We start from the raw sequence: 3,098 nt of genomic DNA, 5'->3' as shown, positions 1-3,098 counted from the left end.
TCCTGATACTGCTTCTGGTACTCATTCCCTACTTTGCATTCGAGGTCCTCGCGGAAGCACTTGGGGAGCGAACGCTGGTCAGGATGTTCTTCGTAGACCGAAAGGCGCACTTGGTTCGGTAACCCAGATGCGCCCTGCTGTCTCGGCCGCTCGACGATGCCTATGCCTATGCCAAGCACGACTGTTCGCCGGTCGCAACCTATGGCACCAGCACGACCGAGAGTTTGTCAGTAAAAGCCGAAGCATTCTTCTCGTACCAAGGCAATGGCGGACCTATGTTCTTGCTCGATGCACCTGGCCCGAACCCCAGAGACTCTGGGCTTCTACTGCTGTGGCTCTTCTTCGCAATTCTTAGGCATGTCACACCGAAGGAAGACGGTACAACAGCCAGCATGACGCACGGGCGAATAGTAGATAAGGTGGAGGCAAAATGCCGTCATGCGCTGATTGGCCCACCAATCCGAAACTAACGAGGGAGTGGGCTTCATCGCCCGGTCATGCTCGGCGACTTCCTCGGGCGTCTCCGGGTATCCCGCCTTCAATCAGCGTCCCCTCGATGCGCTCCGCCTCGAGGTGCTCCTTGCGGATTTCTTCCTCGGTGCAGTGGTAGTGCTGTTCGAGTCGAATACCCGAGCGCGCGCCCCCCTATGTCGCGGCGCGCTTCCGGATTTCAACCTTGATCTTCTTCTGCGCCACCTTCGCGGCCCTCGGCGCGACGGCACCGGCCGGGACCGGCGCGCACCCGTTCGCGGCGTCGTAGACCATATCCCCGCCCTGATCCGTCGAGAAGATCGCGACGCTGTCGATTCCGACGATCGCAGTCGGCACGCTCTTTTGCTCCTGCCCAGGGTCGCCCATCCGGGTTGTCAGGGCGCCGAAGCGCAACTGCATGCCGACGCGCCACCATCCCTTCGTGATCCCCTTCGAGGCGAGGAGGGCAGCGGCGATCTCGGGCCACCCAAACAGGTGGTCCGGCACCTGGGCGCCGGACGCCGCTGGCGCTACTGGCGTGATGATTTTTCGCGTCGTGCTCATGTGAACAATTCCTGGGGGGCGGTGGTATCAGTGGTCGCGGCGACCGTCGAGGCGGCGTCGATAGCGTCGACCGCACCGTCGAACGTATAGAAGGCCGGGCCGGTCATGGCCTGCGCGATTGCCTCCCCGGCGTGTGCCTTGGCCTGCGCGTGCGCTCGGGCCTGCGCCTCCTCGATCGCTTCGTGCCAGCCCGCGCGGTCGACGAAGCGCAGGACGTAGTCGCACGGTTCCACGTGGCCATCGCCGGCCTCCATCGCGCGGACGGCGGCGGCGAGGCCGCGCTTCGCGTGGCGGGCCATCCAGATGAGCCGCAGCATATTGCCCTCGGCGACCGGGACCGGCCGCGTGCCCTTCTCCCACATCGCCGCGACTTGTCCCGTCTTCCCGCCGAGGCGCCCGACGTCGTCCTGCGTCATCTTGAGCCGCTTGCGCATGAAGCGCAGTTCGGCGGCCGTAAGCGGCGTCACGCGCGCGGCGATCGCGCCAGCGAGGGCGACATAGAGGCCGTCGAGGTCGCGGTACGAGACCGCCCCGTCCGGGTGCTCGACGACGCCGTCGATCACGTACACGTTGGGTAAGCCGGTACCCGGCAGCTTTTCCATTTCAGTTCACCTTCATGACTGTGATTACGGTGATGCTCGTCAGGTCGGTCCAGCCTTCACCGCCGGCTTCGAGGCCGCCAACGACGGCGCGGATGTGCAGGCCCCTGTGAACGACGTTGCACCGCCCGTTGTCTTCGGGGCCATGCGCCGTGCCCTTGCGGAGGCAGGTCAACACGTCGACGTGGTCGAAGCCGTCGTTGTCCATTTCTTCCTGAGCGTGCCTGATGAATCTCACGTTGGCCGAGTCTCGGGCGACGCGGCGTATCGCCTTCGTCAGCTTCGAATTCTCTTGTCCGAACGTTGGGGCCATTCTATACAAATTATAGGTTTGCACATGACGCCCAAGAAAAGCGGCGCCGCCGTGCTGGATTGCCGAACCGGGCGGGAATCGACGGGTAGCGAACCTCCGGGGTGGCGCAGATAGTAGCCGGGCGCTTTCCTCGTCCTAGAGGGTTGGAAGCGGATTCCAGTTGAAACCCGCGTGGCGCCTCAATCCGGCCCCGGCCCCTACGGGACGCGCGGGCAGCTTGGGCGAGGTCTAAGGGCGGTCCGGGCCGACCGCCGCCTAAGGCCCGTGCGTCGCCTGCCARCACCCGCGCGGTCAGCCTCGACCAGCGCCAGCAGACGGGCCTCGTAGGGGGCGCTGCCCGCCAGCAGCTCGGCGGCGACCGGGCTGCTGGCCGGTGCCTGGACCAGGGCCACCAGCACGGCCAGCCTGACGTCGACGGAGGTCAAGGGCTGCGGTGAATCTTGCGCACGACGAAGCCGAGGTCGGGACTGTCGCGCAGCAGGCCATCGGGCGTGATGCCTTGCAGCATGGGGTAATCGTATTTTTTCGACAAATTGACACGGTCTCCCCGAAAAACGTCAATCACGACAAGCACTTGCAAACGGACCAAGCGAAGCAGGGCAGTGCGACTGGTGCAAATTGACACGATCACCGACCCGGCGCCCGTGAGACGAGAGGCCTATGGGTTGCGCGGTAGGGCAGTTCTGCTCCGGCGCCGGACTTGGCGTCCGTGCGATCTCGCGCTGCGCGGGCTCAGGTACCCGGCCCCGCCGACTTGCTCGCAATGGAGGCCACGATCTCCGCGTAGTGCACCGGCGCCACGCGCGATACCGCCCGCACCAAGGGAATGGTGGCCTGCTCGCCGCAGGTGACCATGTTGATGCTAAGCGCACCGAGGTGCTAGTCGAGGTTGACCACCGGCACCACGTAGGGGCCGATGGCCGCGGGCGTGAGGTCAATCACCTGCACGCCGTGCGCCTGCAGCAGTTCGTTGTGCCGCGCGTGCGCRCCGGCGGAAGTCGCGTCGAAGGCGATGCCGATCTCGGCAAAGCCCGGAAGGCGCAGCAGCCCCTCGATGGCGGTGATCGGCACGCCTTGACGCTCGGCGCGCGCCAGGCCGTCGGAGCCGGCGTCGATGCCCACCATCGCACCCATGCGAAGGTGCTTGGCGT

The 3,098-nt window shown here is 65.4% G+C and carries 4 protein-coding genes and 1 pseudogene; all 5 read right to left on the bottom strand.

What is annotated here, in order from left to right:
• Positions 1 to 645: 645 nt before the first annotated feature.
• Positions 646 to 1,035 carry a hypothetical protein gene (locus AC1D2K_RS32700; protein WP_478094339.1) on the bottom strand — a complete coding sequence of 130 codons (390 nt, stop codon included), beginning with the start codon at positions 1,033 to 1,035 and terminating at the stop codon, positions 646 to 648.
• Positions 1,032 to 1,637: a hypothetical protein gene (locus AC1D2K_RS32695; protein WP_478094338.1), complete on the bottom strand. Its 606-nt coding sequence runs from the start codon at positions 1,635 to 1,637 to the stop codon at positions 1,032 to 1,034. The genes AC1D2K_RS32700 and AC1D2K_RS32695 overlap by 4 nt, the downstream gene beginning before the upstream one ends.
• Before the next feature lies 1 nt (position 1,638).
• Positions 1,639 to 1,842 (bottom strand): hypothetical protein, encoded by a 204-nt coding sequence (locus tag AC1D2K_RS32690; protein WP_478094337.1) that lies wholly within the window; start codon positions 1,840 to 1,842, stop codon positions 1,639 to 1,641.
• A gap of 526 nt (positions 1,843 to 2,368) precedes the next feature.
• A complete protein-coding gene (locus tag AC1D2K_RS32685) occupies positions 2,369 to 2,536 on the bottom strand; it encodes a hypothetical protein (protein WP_478094335.1) in 168 nt (55 codons plus the stop codon).
• A 146-nt stretch (positions 2,537 to 2,682) separates the two neighbouring features.
• Positions 2,683 to 3,098: pseudogene (locus AC1D2K_RS32680) on the bottom strand (acetaldehyde dehydrogenase (acetylating)); the annotation flags it as partial.

This window comes from Variovorax sp. P1_H12_2 (assembly GCF_056405335.1).
This window is presented reverse-complemented; position numbering and strand designations above follow the sequence as displayed.

Bases quoted from the DNA above. Each gene is read 5' to 3' on its own strand.
- AC1D2K_RS32700 (WP_478094339.1), bottom strand. From the start codon at position 1,035: ATGAGCACGACGCGAAAAATCATCACGCCAGTAGCGCCAGCGGCGTCC.
- AC1D2K_RS32695 (WP_478094338.1), bottom strand. From the start codon at position 1,637: ATGGAAAAGCTGCCGGGTACCGGCTTACCCAACGTGTACGTGATCGAC.
- AC1D2K_RS32690 (WP_478094337.1), bottom strand. From the start codon at position 1,842: ATGGACAACGACGGCTTCGACCACGTCGACGTGTTGACCTGCCTCCGC.